The sequence below is a fragment of the Staphylococcus schweitzeri genome (genome assembly GCF_002902405.1).
In the GTDB taxonomy this organism is placed as follows: domain Bacteria; phylum Bacillota; class Bacilli; order Staphylococcales; family Staphylococcaceae; genus Staphylococcus; species Staphylococcus schweitzeri.
Window position 1 is genome coordinate 17,436 of sequence record NZ_PPQS01000013.1, and the last position, 17,024, is coordinate 34,459.

Annotated in this window: 19 protein-coding genes; 13 read left to right on the plus strand and 6 right to left on the minus strand. The window is 31.0% G+C overall.

What is annotated here, in order from left to right; all coding sequences use genetic code 11:
* Nucleotides 1–10: 10 nt before the first annotated feature.
* The 3 genes from CD116_RS03105 (at nt 11) to CD116_RS03115 (ending at nt 2,836) form a co-directional block, all read left to right on the plus strand.
* Nucleotides 11–877 (plus strand): LysR family transcriptional regulator, encoded by an 867-nt coding sequence (locus tag CD116_RS03105; protein WP_047531702.1) that lies wholly within the window; start codon nt 11–13, stop codon nt 875–877.
* A 253-nt stretch (nt 878–1,130) separates the two neighbouring features.
* Nucleotides 1,131–2,351 carry a sugar efflux transporter gene (locus tag CD116_RS03110; RefSeq protein WP_047551617.1) on the plus strand — a complete coding sequence of 407 codons (1,221 nt, stop codon included), beginning with the start codon at nt 1,131–1,133 and terminating at the stop codon, nt 2,349–2,351.
* The gene (locus CD116_RS03115) at nt 2,348–2,836 is read left to right on the plus strand and encodes a DUF456 domain-containing protein (RefSeq protein ID WP_047428627.1); all 489 of its coding nucleotides are present in this window, start codon (nt 2,348–2,350) and stop codon (nt 2,834–2,836) included. Before CD116_RS03110 ends, CD116_RS03115 begins: the two co-directional genes overlap by 4 nt.
* A 98-nt stretch (nt 2,837–2,934) precedes the next feature.
* Here the strand turns inward: CD116_RS03115 and CD116_RS03120 are convergent, their stop codons facing one another.
* Nucleotides 2,935–3,624, minus strand: a complete 690-nt coding sequence (locus tag CD116_RS03120; RefSeq protein WP_047531707.1) for a DUF1129 domain-containing protein — start codon at nt 3,622–3,624, stop codon at nt 2,935–2,937.
* A gap of 127 nt (nt 3,625–3,751) precedes the next feature.
* Between CD116_RS03120 and CD116_RS03125 the strand changes: the two genes are divergently transcribed.
* The 4 genes from CD116_RS03125 (at nt 3,752) to CD116_RS03140 (ending at nt 5,705) form a co-directional block, all read left to right on the plus strand.
* Nucleotides 3,752–4,195 (plus strand): GNAT family N-acetyltransferase, encoded by a 444-nt coding sequence (locus CD116_RS03125; protein ID WP_047551619.1) that lies wholly within the window; start codon nt 3,752–3,754, stop codon nt 4,193–4,195.
* 66 nt (nt 4,196–4,261) lie between these two features.
* Entirely contained in the window at nt 4,262–4,642 is a 381-nt protein-coding gene (locus CD116_RS03130) for an SA0632 family lipoprotein (protein WP_047531717.1), read from the plus strand.
* Between the two features lie 139 nt (nt 4,643–4,781).
* Entirely contained in the window at nt 4,782–5,081 is a 300-nt protein-coding gene (locus CD116_RS03135) for a hypothetical protein (RefSeq protein WP_047428616.1), read from the plus strand.
* A gap of 81 nt (nt 5,082–5,162) precedes the next feature.
* On the plus strand, nt 5,163–5,705 hold the full coding sequence (locus CD116_RS03140) for a GNAT family N-acetyltransferase (RefSeq protein ID WP_047551621.1): 543 nt from the start codon (nt 5,163–5,165) through the stop codon (nt 5,703–5,705).
* A 98-nt stretch (nt 5,706–5,803) separates the two neighbouring features.
* Here CD116_RS03140 and CD116_RS03145 read toward each other — a convergent pair whose 3' ends face one another.
* From CD116_RS03145 to CD116_RS03160, 4 genes are all read right to left on the minus strand, one after another.
* The gene (locus CD116_RS03145; RefSeq protein WP_047531721.1) at nt 5,804–6,370 is read right to left on the minus strand and encodes an LOG family protein; all 567 of its coding nucleotides are present in this window, start codon (nt 6,368–6,370) and stop codon (nt 5,804–5,806) included.
* Between the two features lies 1 nt (nt 6,371).
* Nucleotides 6,372–6,830, minus strand: coding sequence for a YaiI/YqxD family protein (locus CD116_RS03150; protein WP_047426881.1), 459 nt, complete (start codon nt 6,828–6,830; stop codon nt 6,372–6,374).
* Nucleotides 6,831–6,832: 2 nt separating this feature from the next.
* Nucleotides 6,833–7,516 (minus strand): hypothetical protein, encoded by a 684-nt coding sequence (locus tag CD116_RS03155; protein ID WP_047447930.1) that lies wholly within the window; start codon nt 7,514–7,516, stop codon nt 6,833–6,835.
* 164 nt (nt 7,517–7,680) lie between these two features.
* Entirely contained in the window at nt 7,681–8,556 is an 876-nt protein-coding gene (locus tag CD116_RS03160; RefSeq protein ID WP_047551624.1) for an undecaprenyl-diphosphate phosphatase, read from the minus strand.
* 218 nt (nt 8,557–8,774) lie between these two features.
* Between CD116_RS03160 and CD116_RS03165 the strand changes: the two genes are divergently transcribed.
* Both CD116_RS03165 and CD116_RS03170 read left to right on the plus strand, forming a co-directional pair.
* Nucleotides 8,775–10,406 carry an ABC transporter ATP-binding protein/permease gene (locus tag CD116_RS03165; RefSeq protein WP_047551627.1) on the plus strand — a complete coding sequence of 544 codons (1,632 nt, stop codon included), beginning with the start codon at nt 8,775–8,777 and terminating at the stop codon, nt 10,404–10,406.
* The gene (locus tag CD116_RS03170) at nt 10,403–12,076 is read left to right on the plus strand and encodes an amino acid ABC transporter ATP-binding/permease protein (protein WP_047551630.1); all 1,674 of its coding nucleotides are present in this window, start codon (nt 10,403–10,405) and stop codon (nt 12,074–12,076) included. The genes CD116_RS03165 and CD116_RS03170 overlap by 4 nt, the downstream gene beginning before the upstream one ends.
* A 128-nt stretch (nt 12,077–12,204) precedes the next feature.
* On the opposite strand, the gene mgrA is transcribed toward CD116_RS03170, so the two are convergent.
* Nucleotides 12,205–12,648: a global transcriptional regulator MgrA gene (gene mgrA, locus CD116_RS03175; RefSeq protein ID WP_001283444.1), complete on the minus strand. Its 444-nt coding sequence runs from the start codon at nt 12,646–12,648 to the stop codon at nt 12,205–12,207.
* 225 nt (nt 12,649–12,873) lie between these two features.
* On the opposite strand from mgrA, the gene CD116_RS03180 reads away from it, so the two are divergent.
* From CD116_RS03180 to CD116_RS03195, 4 genes are all read left to right on the plus strand, one after another.
* A complete protein-coding gene (locus CD116_RS03180) occupies nt 12,874–13,806 on the plus strand; it encodes a CobW family GTP-binding protein (RefSeq protein ID WP_047426898.1) in 933 nt (310 codons plus the stop codon).
* Between the two features lie 99 nt (nt 13,807–13,905).
* Nucleotides 13,906–14,814 (plus strand): aldo/keto reductase, encoded by a 909-nt coding sequence (locus CD116_RS03185; RefSeq protein WP_047551633.1) that lies wholly within the window; start codon nt 13,906–13,908, stop codon nt 14,812–14,814.
* Between the two features lie 29 nt (nt 14,815–14,843).
* Nucleotides 14,844–15,131 (plus strand): hypothetical protein, encoded by a 288-nt coding sequence (locus CD116_RS03190; RefSeq protein ID WP_047426903.1) that lies wholly within the window; start codon nt 14,844–14,846, stop codon nt 15,129–15,131.
* A 277-nt stretch (nt 15,132–15,408) separates the two neighbouring features.
* Nucleotides 15,409–16,953, plus strand: a complete 1,545-nt coding sequence (locus tag CD116_RS03195; RefSeq protein WP_047551636.1) for an SLC13 family permease — start codon at nt 15,409–15,411, stop codon at nt 16,951–16,953.
* Nucleotides 16,954–17,024: the final 71 nt, after the last annotated feature.

Here is a 17,024-nt window from a genome sequence, read left to right on the forward strand (position 1 = left end):
GGGGGAAATTATGAAGATTGAAGATTATCGTTTGTTAATCACATTAGATGAAACAAAAACTTTACGCAAAGCAGCTGAAATTTTGTATATATCGCAACCGGCTGTTACACAGAGGTTAAAAGCGATTGAAAATGCATTTGGTGTAGATATTTTTATTAGAACAAAAAAGCAACTGATTACAACAACTGAAGGTACAATGATTATTGAACATGCGCGTGATATGTTGAAAAGGGAACGATTGTTTTTTGATAAAATGCAAGCACATATTGGTGAAGTAAATGGTACTATTTCCATTGGATGTTCTTCATTGATTGGTCAAACTTTACTGCCAGAAGTATTAAGTTTGTATAATTCGCAATTTCCTAATGTTGAAATACAAGTACAAGTTGGATCAACAGAGCAAATTAAAGCAAATCATAGAGATTATCATGTAATGATAACACGTGGAAATAAGGTCATGAATTTAGCAAATTCTCATTTGTTTAATGATGATCATTACTTTATTTATCCTAAAGATAGACGTGATGATGTAACTAAATTACCTTTCATAGAATTCCAAGCAGATCCTATTTACATCAATCAAATTAAACAATGGTATAACGATAATCTCGAACAGGATTATCATGCTACGATTACAGTAGATCAAGTTGCAACGTGTAAAGAAATGTTGATTAGCGGTGTTGGTGTAACAATTTTGCCTGAAATCATGATGAAAAATATAAGTAAGGAACAATTTGAATTTGAAAAAGTTGAAATCGATAATGAACCGCTGATACGTTCAACATATATGAGTTATGATCCAAGTATGTTGCAATTGCCACAAGTAGAGTCGTTTGTAAATCTTATGACGAATTTTGTAGACAAGCCTAAGGGATAGTTAAGGGCTTATTTGAGACAAGTATTTAGCAGTATGATATTGGATAAATTGCAATTATGAAAAGACAGTTGTCTACACAACTGCATAAGAGCCCCTAATTAATAAATTAAAAGGGTAAAGGAGTACAGTTGGTAACGCAACTGCATAAGAGCCCCTAATTAATAAATTAAAAGGGTGAAGGAATACAGTTGGTAACACAACTGCATAAGAGCCCCTATTTAATAAATTAAAAGGGGCTCTAAGAATCGGGGTAATGAATATGTTTGCAGCATTATTACAAATAAAAAATTATAAACTCTTTGTTGTGAATATGTTTTTATTAGGTATGGGAATTGCAGTGACTGTCCCTTATCTTGTACTTTTTGCGACTAAAGATTTAGGTATGACGACAAATCAGTACGGTTTATTGCTGGCATCAGCAGCTATCAGCCAATTTACAGTAAATTCAATTATAGCAAGGTTCTCGGATACGCACCATTTTAATAGGAAGTTTATTATTATTCTGGCATTATTAATGGGATCCTTAGGTTTTTCTATTTACTTTTTTGTAGATACAATATGGTTATTTATTTTACTATATGCTATTTTCCAAGGATTATTTGCGCCTGCCATGCCACAGTTATACGCATCAGCAAGAGAATCAATTAATGTTTCAAGTTCTAGAGATAGGGCTCAATTTGCTAATACGGTATTACGTTCAATGTTTTCATTGGGCTTTTTATTTGGACCATTTATTGGTGCGCAGCTAATTGGATTAAAAGGCTATGCTGGTTTGTTTGGTGGAACAATTAGTATTATTTTATTCACACTCGTTTTACAAATATTTTTCTATAAAGATTTAAAAATAAAACATCCAATAAGTACACAACAGCATGTTGAAAAAACAGCACCGAATATGTTTAAAGATAAAACTCTGTTATTGCCATTTATCGCATTTATTCTGTTACATATCGGCCAGTGGATGTATACGATGAATATGCCATTATTTGTAACAAATTATTTAAATGAAAATGAGCAACATGTAGGTTATTTAGCGAGTTTATGTGCAGGATTAGAAGTGCCTTTTATGATTATTTTAGGTGTTTTATCATCGAGATTACAAACGCGCACGTTATTGATTTATGGCGCAATTTTCGGTGGATTATTCTATTTCAGTATTGGTGTATTTAAGAACTTTTATATGATGCTTGCTGGACAAGTATTTTTAGCTATTTTTTTAGCTGTACTTTTAGGTATTGGCATTAGTTATTTCCAAGATATCTTACCAGATTTTCCAGGTTATGCTTCCACTTTATTTTCTAATGCAATGGTGATTGGGCAATTGGGGGGTAACTTATTAGGTGGCGCAATGAGTCACTGGGTAGGTTTGGAAAATGTGTTTTTCGTATCATCAGCATCAATTTTCTTAGGTATGATACTTATATTCTTTACTAAAGATCAAAAAATAACAAAAGAGGATGTGATATCGTCGTGACAATAGTTTTATGGTTGCTTATAATTGCAGCATTCATTTTTGCATTTATTGGTTTAATTAAGCCTATTATTCCATCGGTGTTAGTATTATGGATTGGTTTTTTAATCTATCAATTTGGATTTCACAATCAGCATTTATCATGGATATTTTATGTGTCAATGGCCTTATTGACTGCCCTGATTTTATGTGCTGACTTTTTGGCTAATAAATATTTTGTTAATCGATTTGGCGGATCGAAATTTGGTGAGTATGCAGCATTAATAGGAGTGATTATTGGTTGTTTTGTATTACCACCATTTGGAATCATTATTGTTCCATTCGTATTAGTGTTTATAGTTGAATTAATTCAAGGCTATTCAGTTGAAAAGGCTATTAAAGTAAGTTTTGGTTCAATTGTTGCTTTTTTAACAAGTAGTGTTGCACAAGCTATTATTATGTTTATTATGATAGTTTGGTTCTTTGTCGACGCATTATGGGTTAATTAATAAAAAAGCTTATTGCAAAATATGGATGCAGATAACTGAAATTAGTAATTTTATCATTTACAGTGTCTGACATTCATATAAGGTAATAAGCTTTTTGTTTATAAAAATGTATGTGAATGTTTTTTCGAAATATTTCTTTCAATACGAAAACCAATTGGCATAATAATAAAGGATATTATAATAAATACCCAATTACTTATTTGAATGTATGGTCCAAATGCAAGTACCGATTGCGGAATAAAGAATACATAGAAAAATCCTACAATTAGCAATATAATGGCTAGATATGTGAATATCCATATCCAATTTGAATTATTAAAACATTGTAATTGGATTGTTTTAAAACTGAACCAAATGAATAGAAAGACAATAAAGAATCCAACTATTATAGAAAATGGAAATGAAAAGAAATACAGATTACTACCATTTTTTTCCATAAAAAAACCTAAAAAGCCTTTAAGAAAGCTTACAATACCAATCAATAGTACAATGTGTTGATATATATATTTAAATATATTTTTAAAAGTTTCATTCGGCATTGCTTTAAGCTCTTTTCTTGCATGTGCTTTTGGATCATGATCAAAAAAATCTAAGGCTAATAGACCATGTTGTTCTGCGCTTAATAATTTTTTTAGTATACGGTTGATAATTAACTCGGTATCATGTGGATTAACACGAAAATCAGAACGCATATATGTCATATAGTTCTCGAAGATTTCTCTATCTGTATTGCTTAACCTTAATGATTTTACATTGTTTTCTTTAGTTAATTGCGCAGTACTTTTCATTGTTGCTTAAGCGCCCCTTTAATAATGTTTAATTCCAATTTAAAACGGAAATGATTTTATAGTATCAATAAAATCAATCATATCATATTACACGCATAATGATAATGATTAATATTGGAGAGGGAAAATGAGGGCTTTAAATAAAAATGAGCGAGATTATATTCATCAAATAGCTAATATCCATGAACTATTATTAACTGAAACTGAATCAGGTTATCGATGTACATCGCTCAGTGTTGCACTTAGGTTTGAGATGATATGTTCAAGGTTGGAATATTCTAATGATAAGATTTATATTGTTGAAAATGATTCACAACTTTGTGCATTTATTTGGGGGCATTTTAATTCGGAGAAACAGATAGTTAGTATTGAATTACTTTATGTAGAGCCACAATATAGAAACAGAAGGTTAGCTGCTAGACTAAAGTGTGGTATTGAGAGTTGGGCAAAAAGTATAAAAGCGAAACAAGTTGTTAGTACAGTACATAAAGACAACGTGACAATGATTTCATTGAACAAAAGGTTAGGATATCAATTAAGTCACGTAAAAATGTATAAAGATATAGAATAGAATTATGATTAAGTAGTCAATTCATGTTAAAATAAAAAGGATTTTAAAGACGTTAAGGAGTTCAATATGAAGAAATTTATTATCAGTATCATGTCAATTATGATATTATTAGCTGGTTGTGGCAAGAGCCAAGAGAAGGCATCTCTTGAAAAAGATATCGACAAATTACAAAAAGAGAATAAAAATTTAAAAGATAAAAAAGAAAAGTTAAAACAAGAAAAAGATAAACTTGAAGACAAACAAAAAGACCTTGAAAAAGAAGTGAAAGATTTAAAACCATCTAAAGAAGATAGTAAAGATGAAAATAAAGGCAACAAAAAAGACAACACAAAAGATAAGTCAACATCACAAAATAAAGATGCAAAAGATAAATCTAAATTAGATGACAATAAGAAATCTACTACTAAAGATAAAGAACAAAAGTCTAATGATAAAAATCAGTCATGATTTGAGCATTGAAAAGGGCTTAACATGATACACAACGTTTTAAGCCTTATTTTAAGGGTATGTGTAAATAAAATATATGGCGATGATTAAAAACAATACTCACTATTCAACTTCGTAATGATTAAAGGAGAGAAATGACATGCATGAACAAGATTTTAAAATTTTAGAAGGTCAAAATATCACTTTGCCAGAGTTAGGTAGAGAATTAGAAAATATTACTGGACGAACAATTTTAGATTCTACTGGAGAAATTAAACGTGTGATTGCACAATTACCCAATTTTGAGTCTGATACAGATACATTTGTAGCTACATATCGACTAAATCATCAACAGGATTTTATAGATGCAACATTTACTGCGTTAAAGTCAGATCGAGCACGATTAAAAGAAGTGCCAGTGCATGTTGAACTAATTAGTTATATTTCAAAATCTGAATAATTTATTATCCGAAACACAGAGTTGATTATCATGTCGATTTTGTGTTTTTTATTGAAATTATTTTATAGGAGCTATAAAAACATGATTTATTGTGAAACTGAGCGTCTGATTTTACGAGATTGGAATGAAGACGATTTATTACTTTTTCAAAAAATGAATGCAAATCATGACGTACGTAAGTACTTTCCCAGTTTATTAAGTTATCGACGTTCAGAATTGGATATGAGGAAAATGGATATTATTATCAAAGATTATGGTATAGGTTTATTTGCTGTTGAAGAAAAAGATTCTCATCAATGGATTGGCTTTATAGGGTTAAATTACATTCCAGAAACTAGTGATTATCCTTTCAAGGAATTACCTTTATATGAAATAGGCTGGCGTTTGTTACCACAATATTGGGGGCAAGGTATGGCTACTGAAGGTGCAAAAGCTGTATTAGAACTAGCAAAAAAACATAATATACAAGTCGTATATAGTTTTACTGCTGAAGCGAACAAAGCTTCTCAACGTGTAATGGAAAAAATAGGTATGTCATATTATGATCATTTTGAGTTACCACATCTTAGTAAGTATCATTTATTAAAAAGAGAAGTACGTTATTCCATAGATTTGAGTACGTAATTTTGTAAATGACAATGATTCTTCAAACATAAATAAACATCACCTATAGTACTATATAAATACAGGAGGTGATGTTTATTTAATTTGGGAAACGCATCTTAATCATAAGTACGAGTTCCTAACGGTTTGAAATTTAAAATTGATTCCACCAAAGACTCTTTTGTGTCACATAACGGCGCAAGTCCACGATACTTCGGATCAATAAATCCTTCTTCTATCATATGATCAATCATTGACTGTAGTGGGTCAAAAAAGCCATTAATATTATATATAGCTATTGGTTTTTCGTGAATACCAATTTGAGCCCAACTATACATTTCAAAAAATTCTTCAAGAGATCCTGCGCCACCAGGAGCCATAACAAACGCATCGGCAAGTTCAGTCATTTTATTTTTACGTTCATGCATAGAATCTACTAAAATTAATTCGGTTAAACGTTGACTTGTAATTTCGCGTTCATCTAGCATTTTAGGCATAATACCAATAACTTTACCACCATGATCTAAAACACCATCTTGAATGGCACCCATAATTCCGATTGACCCTGCACCAAATACTAACTCATATCCTTGTTCAGCAAAGTATTTTCCTAACTCATAGGCTTTATTGACATATGAAGGATTGTGACCTTTACTTGCACCACAATATACCGCGATTCGCTTCATTCTAATTTCTCTCCCTTACTTGATGAATAATTTTTGATAATGACATTTCAAATGTTTTCTTATCTTGTTTAGTAAAAGGAGGTGGGCCTTTGTGGCGACCACCTTGTTTTCGAATTTGTGCATTAAAATACCGTTTATCTAAAAGTTGTTGAATATTTTTAGAATTGTATATCTTCCCGTTATGATGCATAACAGTGTTTACTTTTTCAATCAATAAACTTGCAAGACCGTAATCTTGAGTGATAACAATGTCTTCATCTTTAGAAAGTTGAACAATTTTATAATCAACTGCATCGGGTCCATCATCGACATAAACTGTTGTTACATGTGGAGGATATACTTGATTTGAATAATGACTAAAGCTACGAATGATTGTCACAAAAATGCCTGTCTCAGTTGTTAAATCAATTATAGAATTAACAACAGGACAAGCATCTCCATCAATAATAATATTCGTCACTATTATGCCTCAGTATCATTATTTTTAATTTGTGTTTTTGGGCTTCTAGCAACATAATCTTTATAATTTTTAAATGACTTGATGCGTGCTTTTTCAGCTTCTTGTTGTTGCTTTTGTTCTTCTTTGTGACGTTTTTCTATATTTTTTTGTAACTTTTTATTCATTTTGTCAATTTCTTTACGATTTTTTTCTGCAAGTTTATCGCCTTTTTTCTCGGTCTTTTCGTCTAACTTAGCAGGTGTTAGACCAACTTTTTCTTCATACTTTTGCGACTTTTTCATATCTTTAATACGTTGTAATTGATTTTTTTCACGCTCTTTTTGTTCTTCTTTATGACGTTTTTCAATACTTTTTTGAAGTATTTTCTTCATTTTATCTGCGTCTTTGCGATTTTGTTTTGCTAATTTCTCGCCTTTTTTTTCAATATAGGCAGGATCATGTTCTCTAGCAAACTTTTTAAGCTCACGTTTATTTTCGAAATCTTGCTTTTTATCACCAACGTATTCTTTAACATCGCTAGCTGTATTGCTAATTACTGTGGAAGTTTTCGAAGCTACTTTACTAGTTGCATCAGTAACTTTTTGTACATCAGGATGTTGTTTAATTCGTTTGCGTTCAACAAACAAAGGTACTAAAACTATTGGTAATACATTAATCATAAATTTGATGACTTTTTTCTTATCCATAGATCTTGCCTCCATAATTACTTTATTATTTTTACATACCCTATGATACATCAATATAAACGATGAGAGTAGTGAATTCATCTATGTATTATATGTTTTGAAAGGTAAAAAATAAAGACTGCCAATTAAGTATAATTTAACTGACAGTCCATATTTAAAATGAATTAAATGCCTTTTCCAATGCCAAAACCGAAATACAAAATTGCAATAAAGATAACTAAGATAATTCTGTATATGGCGAATGGGATTAATTTAATTTTATTAATAAGATGTAGGAATGTTTTAATTGCAATCAAACCTACTGTAAATGCAGCTAAAAATCCTAAGATGTAAAATGGAATGTCTGCAATTTGAATGTCTTGATAATGTTTTAATAGTGACAATCCACTAGCAGCTAACATAATTGGTACGGCCATAATAAATGTGAAATTTGATGCTGCTTTATGATTTAGTTTCATCAATACACCAGTAGAAATTGTAGATCCTGAACGACTGAAGCCAGGCCACATTGCTACCGCTTGAGAGATACCAATAACAAATGCTTGGAAATAATTAATTTGATCAACGGTTTGTTGAGTTTTAACTTTAGCTGAATATTTATCAGCAATAATCATATAAATTGCACCTACGAATAATCCAATCATAACGGTAGGGACACTAAACAGATGTTCTTCAATAAAGTTATCGAATAATAATCCCAAAATACCAGCTGGTATCATACCTACTAACACATGTAATAGATTCAATCGTCTAGGCTTTGAGCGTCTTTGTTGATTATTTTCTACATCAACGTGTTTGTGTTTACCAATATGTAATATCTCTAAGAAGCGTTCACGGAATACCCATGCTGCTGCAAAAACAGAACCTAATTGAATAACAATTTTGAACGTAAATGCTGATTGAGAACCTAAAAATTCAGATGATTTTAACCACATATCATCAACAAGAATCATATGTCCAGTAGAAGAAACAGGCGCAAATTCTGTTAATCCTTCGACGATTCCTAAGATAATACCTTTAATTAATTCAATGATAAACATAATGTACCCACTTTCATAACTCAATTTAATTAGTCTAAATATCAAAATTACCATATTATGATAGCATATTCATTTAAATACATGCCAGTTCTAGTTATAATACGAGACTAAAGGTGTAAATATCCAACTCCTTTTACATGAAAAAATTCAAAATTTTAATGAGCTATTTAATTTTATTTTAAGGAAAACCTTTTATAATAGGTTTAGGTGATATAATTGTGAAAAAATTAACAACAATACTGTTTCAATATAAAGTTTTTCCAGTACTAATGTTGATTGTAAGTACTGTACTTGGGTTGCTAGTTATAACTCAAAACATTTTAATCGCAGATTTTTTGTCTAAAATTATAAAACATCAATTACAAGGTCTGTGGTCTATTTTATTCATTTTATTAAGTGTGCTTTTATTAAGAGCAACCGTACAATTTCTAAATCAATGGTTGGGTGATACATTAGCATTTAAAGTAAAACATATGTTGCGCCAACGTGTCATTCATGCAAATCGGGTCTATCCAATTGGGGAACAAATGACAATTCTCTCTGAAAATATAGATGGATTAGCACCTTTTTATAAAAGTTATTTACCTCAAGTATTCAAATCTATGATGGTTCCATTTATTATTATCATCACTATGTTTTTCATTCATTTAAATACTGCTTTAATCATGTTAATAACTGCACCGTTTATCCCATTATTTTATATTATTTTCGGTCTAAAAACACGAGATGAATCTAAAGAGCAAATGACATATTTAAATCAATTTAGTCAACGTTTTTTAAATATTGCTAAAGGATTAGTTACGTTGAAATTATTTAATCGTACAGAAAAAGCAGCTAAACATATTTACGATGATAGTACGCAGTTTAGAACGTTGACGATGCGCATATTACGTAGTGCGTTTTTATCGGGATTAATGCTTGAATTCATAAGTATGTTAGGCATAGGACTTGTTGCATTGGAAGCAACATTAAGCTTAGTAGTATTTCATCATATTGATTTTAAAACAGCTGCAATTGCGATTATTTTAGCACCTGAATTTTATAATGCAATCAAGGATTTAGGACAAGCATTTCATACAGGTAAACAAAGTGAAGGTGCCAGTGACGTTGTATTTGAGTTTTTAGCACAATCTAATGATAATAAGGTAGCTCAGATAAAATATTTAAAAGAGCAGCAATCATTTATTCGTTTAAATGATGTATCTTTTCGTTATGTTAATTCTGATAGATTAGTATTGAATAAAATAAATATAGATATTTCAAAAGGTGATCAAATAGCGCTTGTTGGACCAAGTGGTGCAGGTAAATCAACATTGACACATCTTATTTCAGGTGTTTATCAGCCAACAATAGGCACTATAAGTACAAACCAGCGTGATTTAAACATAGGAATACTAAGTCAGCATCCTTATATTTTTAGTGCTTCAATAAAGGATAATATTACGATGTTTAAAGACATGGAGAATAGCAAAGTTGAAGCTGTACTCGATGAGGTTGGTTTGCTTGAAAAAGTGCAATCTTATAAACATGGTATTGATACAAAAATTGGTGAAGGTGGGGAGATGTTATCAGGAGGACAAATGAGACGCATAGAACTTTGTCGTCTATTAGTTATGAAGCCAGATCTCGTGATTTTTGATGAACCTGCGACAGGTTTGGATGTACAAACAGAATATATGATTCAGAATGTATTATTTAAGCACTTTAATACAGCGACAATGATTGTCATAGCACATAGAGATAATACGATTCGCCATTTACGAAGACGTTTGTATTTAGAAAAAGGAAAAGTGATAGCTGATGACTATAATATTTCAGTAAATTTAGCAGAAAATGGTGATGACTTATGAAAACACGACTAAAATTTCAAATAGATAGGGATTTATTGTTAGCTATATTTGTTGGTGTTTGTGGAAGTTTAGTTGCGCTCGCCATGTTTTTCTTAAGTGGTTATATGGTGACGCAAAGTGCACTTGGTGCGCCGCTTTACGCTTTGATGATTTTAGTCGTTACAGTAAAATTGTTTGGATTTTTAAGAGCAATTACTCGATACGTAGAGCGCCTTATTTCTCATAAAGCTACTTTTACAATGCTACGTGATATTCGGGTACAGTTTTTCGGAAGATTAGTAAATGTCATTCCTAATGTTTACCGTAAACTGAGCTCTAGTGATTTAATTTCACGTATGATTAGTCGTGTTGAGTCATTACAAAATATTTATTTACGTGTATATTATCCACCAGTCGTCATCGGTTTGACAGCGCTAGTTACAGTGATAGTATTGGCATTTATATCAATCGGCCATGCGCTATTGATTATGGTTAGCATGTTGTTTACTTTACTTATTGTTCCTTGGTTAAGTGCAAAAAAAGCACGTACTTTAAAAAAGTATGTAGCTAATGAACAGGCTCAATTTTTAAATCATTTTTATGATTATAAAGCTGGAATGGAAGAACTACGACGATTTAATCAAGTTAATCATTATCATGATAATTTGATGGCTAAATTAAATCAATTTGATAAGTTACAACTTAAAGAACAGCGCTTTTTAACGATTTATGATTTTATATTAAATATTATTGCTATGCTTTCGATATTTGGTAGTTTGGTTTTAGGGTTAATTCAAATTAATGAAGGGCATCTAAACATAATTTATATGACAAGTATTGTGCTGATGATATTAACATTATTTGAACAGGCTGTACCAATGACTAACGTTGCATATTATAAAGCTGATACAGACCAAGCTTTACATGAGATTAATGAAGTGATATCAACACCTACAACCAACGGCCATGCGTCTTTAAATTATGATATGGTACCAAAACAAGTATTTGATATAAAACACGCGAGCTTTAAATATTGTAACCAGCAATCTTATGTATTAAAAGATATTAATTTTGAAGTTAAAAGAGGCGAAAAGATTGCTATTGTGGGTCCTTCTGGTTCAGGAAAGAGTACATTGCTACAAATAATGGCAGGTCTGTATCAACTTGATAATGGTTCTGTTTTATATGAAAACATGAATATGTTTGAAATAGATGACAAAGATAAATTTGAAAGTTTAAATGTCCTGTTACAAACACAGCAATTATTTGATGGTACAATACGTGATAATTTATTTTCTGAAGCAGACGATGAAGTTATTTATAATATTTTCAATAAACTTGATTTAACTCATTTATCATTAGAACAGTATTTAGATTTAAATGGTAGTACGTTGTCTGGTGGAGAAATACAACGATTAGCTATTGCTAGAATGATGTTGAAAGAACATTCAAAAACATGGATTTTAGATGAGCCATCGACAGCTTTAGATCAGCAAAATACTACAAAAGTAATGGATTTAATTGAAGTACAAGCTCAAACGTTAATAGTTGCTACGCATGATTTAAATTTATTGTCACGTTTTGACACCATCATCGTGATGATAAATGGTAAAATAGTTGAAAAGGGAAACTATCAACAATTACTTGCTGAGCAAGGTGCTTTATGGAATATGATCCAATATAATGCATAACAAAAAACTGCTTGATAGGCTGAATAAACCTTTCAAGCAGTTTTTTACTAACAAGCAAAAGCTTGTTAATTGTGTTTTTATTCTTAATAAATTCTAAACATTACTTTAATTGTCATGACAAAAGTTAATTATTTTTCCTTTGTTTCATCAAATGCATGAATCACTTTACCTAATAAGCGATTAAGTTCTTTAACTTCATCTTGAGATAAAGAAGAAGCTGAAGCGACTTTGTCAGATGCATTACTTAATTCTGGTCTAATAGTTTCACTTTTGTCAGTCAAGTGAATAAATACTTCACGTTGATCGACTTCGGAACGTTCGCGCTTAATTAAGTCTACTTGTTCCATTCGTTTTAATAGTGGTGATACTGTACCAGTATCGAGTGCTAATTCAGTTACGACTTTCTTGACGTTTACAGGAGATTCATCCCATAAAATAGTTAAAACAAGAAATTGTGGGTATGTTAGATTGTACTTCTTAAAAACTTTGTTAGAGTAGTAGCGATTAACTTGTCTTTGAGCATTGTACAAACTAAAGCATAGCTGTTCTTTTAAATTATGTTGATCAGACATTAAAGTTCTCCTCCAGACATACTATCCGTTTTTTTCTCTTTTCGGATTGGTAATCATAAAAAGTTGCTTGTTAACTAATTCACAACTTCCTTTGATTCAATGCCATGCTAAAATTAAAGTATGTTTAAAGTTTAGAAGATATTTTTGATTAAATCAAGCAAAAAGATAATTTAATATATATGTTATCATTTTTAAAAATAACTGTAATAGAAAAGAGAATATAAAATGAAAAATAATAAAGATGAAAAAATAAGAATATCCATAATTAACGGATTTTTAGGTAGTGGTAAAACCACGTTACTGACACATTATATTAGTGAATTATTAAAAAATGATGAGAAAATTAAAATCATCATGAATGAATTCGGTAGTTTTGATATCGATAGTAATAGTATTTCCAATGAAATTGAAGTGCATTCATTGATAAACGGCTGTGTTTGTTGTGACCTTAAACAAGAACTCGTCTCAGAACTGACAGCAATTGCTTTAAACGGTGATGTTAATCATGTCATTATAGAGGCTACAGGAATTGCACATCCTTTAGAATTACTGATTGCTTGTCAAGATCCAAAGCTAGTTAGTTATTTTGAAAAGCCAACGATAATTGGGGTTTTAGATGCTAAGAGATTTTTAGATCGACATCAATATACTGACAATACGGTTTCACTTATGGAAGATCAACTTAAGTTAAGCGATGTAGTTATAATTAATAAAATTGACCTTGTAACTGCTGATAATATTCAAAAAGTCAAAAGCCAATTATATGATCTATGTCCTGGCGTTATGACGCATACAACGACCTTTGGCCGAGTGCCTTTAGATACGTTACTTTTAAAAACTAAAAATCAAGAATCGGCAAATGGAAATCACCATCACCACCATCATGAAATTAAAAGTATGCATTATACGTTTAGTGGTCCAATAGATAGACAGTTGTTTTATCAATTCATTTTAAAATTATCAGATTCGGTATTGCGTTTAAAAGGTTATGTCACTTTTAGAGATAAACCTGACGCCATATATGAATTTCAATATGCATATGGATTACCTGATTATGGTATTGTTTCGATGAAGTTACCGTTAACAATCGTCATCATAGGGGAGGCATTAGACACTAATCAGCTACGCAATCAATTAGATATGCTACAATTTACGTAATTAAATTAATTTTATAGAACTTACTATTTAAAAATTGAAGTGCTATGAAAATTGATGTTGTGAAATTTTTGTGACAACGAGGGATGAGGTGGATGTCTTATGGAACAAATAATGATAAATCATTATGTACATTTTTCTAGACTAGTACAAGGATTTTGGCGTGCTAATGAATGGAAAATGACTGCACAAGAGTTGAATTATTTTATAAATGAGTTAGTCGAACGTGGTATAACTACAATGGATCATGCAGATATATATGGGGATTATCAATGTGAGAAATTATTTGGAAATGCATTGAAATTATCACCTGATTTGAGATCTAAGCTTCAAATTGTTACGAAATGTGGAATTATTTTACCTTCTACGCAATTTGATTTTACAAATGGGCATCGTTATGATTTAAATAGTAATCATATTATCAAGTCTGTTGAACAATCTTTAAGTAATTTAAATGTTGATCATTTAGATGGTTTACTGATTCATCGACCTTCACCATTAATGGATCCTGAACAAGTTGCTGACGCTTTAACGAAACTTGTAAAAGAGGGTAAGATTAAATCATTCGGTGTTTCAAATTTTAATGATGCACAATATCAATTATTAAATCAATATATCACTAAAGAACGTCTACATATTAGTGTGAATCAATTGGAATTATCACCGTATCATATTGAAAATTTACAAGATGGAACAATGGATGCAATGTATCAACATCATGTTCAAATCATGGCATGGAGTCCTTTGGCAGGTGGTAAACTTTTTGATAATGACAATGTTAAAGGTAGACAAATTATGAAAGTTATAAAACCAATTGCTGAAAGATATGGTGTTAGTGAAATGGCAGTGATGATATCATGGTTGGTGAAATTACCACATCGTGTAATGCCGATACTTGGGACAAGACAATTACAACGTATTGACCAAGCAATTGATGGACTGCAACTGTTGCTAGATGATCAATCGTGGTTTGATATATACACAGCCATACTCGGACAAGATATTCCATAAAAATTACTTAACATATAAAGGAGCATATCATGACAAACGAAGACAAACGTTTTGAACAATTAGGGTTTGAGCGCAAATTTATAATTATTCCATATGTGATTTACGCAGTTATCGTATTATTATTAAACATTTTCTATTCTGATTTGAAAATAACAATGACACTTTTCGGTTTATTCTTTGCATATAATGTTGTGATTTTATTTATAGCATTCCTTAAACACTACAAGCGTACATTAATTTTAAGCTTCATTTTAGCAATATTAAGTGGAGCTGCGTTTTTTGGTATTATATATGTTTACGGTATAAATCATTTTTAAATTTAAACTATCTACCAAATTTTCATCCGAAGCTTACCAATCAGTATGAATCAATGGATTGTTACTCGCTACGGTTAAAATATTGTAGGTAGTTTTTTATTATGTATTTTTGTTAGAATGCAAGATAAAACCCAGACCTCACGGGAATTCATTTGCTTCTCGTGGATATTTACTAAATATTTTGAAAAAATGTGTATTTTACATTAATTGAAAAAGTATGTTTTGAAAAATTGTTATAATTAACTTGAACATGAATTAAAACAAAGGGGCGAGTGATATGACAAAAGAATTTCACGCAGTAAATAATGTTCAACAACAGAATAAAAAGCATTATAAACCAATTTGGATTGTTATGAGTTTTATAGTGCTCATTGTAGTACTGTTATTGCCCACACCAGCTAGTTTGCCTTTAATGGCAAAAGCTGTGTTAGCCATTTTAGCTTTTGCAGTCATTATGTGGGTAACAGAAGCAGTAACATATCCAGTATCAGCGACATTAATTATTGGTCTTATGATATTGTTGTTAGGATTTAGTCCTGTACAAAACTTAGCAACCAAATTAGGAAATCCTAAAAGTGGTGGTGTCACTTTAGCTGGTAGTGATATTTTAGGTACTAATCATGCATTATCATTAGCATTTAGTGGATTTGCAACATCAGCTGTTGCACTTGTAGCTGCTGCCTTATTTTTAGCTGCGGCAATGCAAGAAACAAATTTGCACAAAAGATTGGCATTAATTGTTTTATCAATTGTAGGCAATAAGACGCGTAATATAGTCATAGGTGCTATTGTTGTTTCAATTGTTTTAGCATTCTTTGTACCTTCAGCAACAGCAAGAGCAGGTGCTGTAGTACCAATTTTATTAGGGATGATTGCTGCCTTTAAAGTATCAAAAGATAGTAAATTAGCGTCATTATTAATCATAACGTCTGTGCAAGCTGTTTCAATTTGGAATATAGGTATTAAGACGGCTGCAGCTCAAAATATAGTGGCTATTAATTTTATAAATCAACAACTTGGATTTGATGTGTCATGGGGTGAATGGTTTTTATATGCTGCACCATGGTCAGTGATGATGTCAATAGCATTATATTTCATAATGATTAAAGTGATGCCACCAGAAATTAATGCAATCGAAGGTGGTAGAGAATTGATAAAAGAAGAATTGCATAAACTCGGTCAGGTGAGTGCACGCGAATGGCGTCTGATAATCATCTCGCTTTTATTATTAGTCTTTTGGTCAACTGAAAAAGTATTACATCCAATTGATTCAGCATCGATTACAATTATAGCTTTAGGTATTATGTTAATGCCTAAAATCGGTGTTATGACTTGGAAAGGTGTAGAAAATAAAATACCATGGGGAACAATTATTGTTTTTGGTGTTGGTATTTCTTTAGGAAATGTATTATTGAAAACAGGAGCAGCACAATGGTTAAGTGATCAAACATTTGGTGCTCTAGGATTAACGCATTTACCTCTTATAGCTACAATTGCACTCATAACGTTATTTAATATATTGATTCATTTAGGTTTCGCTAGTGCTACAAGCCTTTCATCAGCATTAATACCTGTATTTATTTCTTTAACTTCTACGCTTCATTTAGGAGATCAGTCAATAGGATTTGTTTTAATTCAACAATTTGTAATTAGTTTTGGATTTTTATTACCAGTTAGTGCTCCTCAAAATATGCTCGCATATGGAACTGGTACATTTACAGTTAAAGATTTCTTGAAAGCTGGTATACCATTAACAATTGTTGGTTATATTTTAATTTTAATTTTCAGCATGACTTATTGGAAATGGTTAGGCTTACTATAAAAAGTTAAACACATAGTAGAGGTTGAGACATAAAGTTTTTGTGCTCTGGGAAACCGATTAACGGCGTCCCA